Annotated in this window: 1 protein-coding gene; it reads right to left on the reverse strand. The window is 66.7% G+C overall.

Features of this window, described 5'->3' with window-relative positions; translation table 11 throughout:
• On the reverse strand, positions 1-1,007 hold a 1,007-nt coding region (locus I6N91_RS16970), incomplete at both ends, for an aconitase family protein (RefSeq protein ID WP_269823118.1).

A 1,007-nucleotide genomic window follows, 5' to 3' on the forward strand; every position in this document is an offset into this window, starting at 1 on the left:
GTGGAGAGGTCGAGTTCGAGGTATTCGGAGAACCGGATCTCGGTGGACGGGTCGTGCCACAGGCCCTGTTCCTTGGCGTAGGCCTCCACCAGGGCCACGTTCTCGGCCGGGCGCCCGGTCAGGCGCAGATATTCAAGGGTCACCTCATCGATGGGGAACATCGCCGCGGTCGAACCGAACTCCGGGCTCATGTTCCCGATCGTGGCCCGGTTCGCCAACGGCACCTCGGCCACGCCCTCGCCGTAGAACTCCACGAACTTCCCCACCACCCCGTGCCGGCGCAGCATCTCGGTGATCGTCAGCACCACATCGGTGGCCGTGGCCCCGGCCGGAATCGACCCCGAGAGCCGGAACCCGACCACCCGCGGAATCAGCATCGACACCGGCTGGCCCAGCATCGCCGCCTCGGCCTCGATCCCGCCGACCCCCCAGCCCAGCACCCCCAGCCCGTTGACCATGGTGGTGTGCGAATCGGTGCCCACACAGGTATCCGGATACGCCCGCAACACCGGTCCCCCGTCGGCCCCGGTCACCTCGCGGGTCATCACGGTGCGGGCCAGATACTCAAGGTTCACCTGGTGCACGATCCCCATCCCCGGGGGCACGACCTTGAAATCATCGAACGCGGTCTGGCCCCAGCGCAGGAACTGGTAGCGCTCCCCATTGCGCTGGTACTCGATCTCCATGTTCCGCTCCAGCGCCCCGGCATTGCCGAACACATCGATCTGCACCGAATGATCGATCACCATCTCCGCCGGCGCCAACGGGTTCACCTTCTTCGGATCCCCGCCGAGCTCGGCCACCGCCTCACGCATCGTCGCCAGGTCCACCACGCACGGGACCCCGGTGAAGTCCTGCATGATCACCCGGGCCGGAGTGAACTGGATCTCCGTATCCGGCTCCGCCTCCGGATTCCACCCGGCCAGGGCCCGCACATGATCGGCGGTGATATTCGCCCCGTCCTCGGTCCGCAGCAGATTCTCCAACAGCACCTTCAGGCTGAACGG

Origin of the sequence: Arthrobacter sp. MSA 4-2 (assembly GCF_016405885.1) — a bacterium.
GTDB lineage: Bacteria > Actinomycetota > Actinomycetes > Actinomycetales > Micrococcaceae > Arthrobacter_D.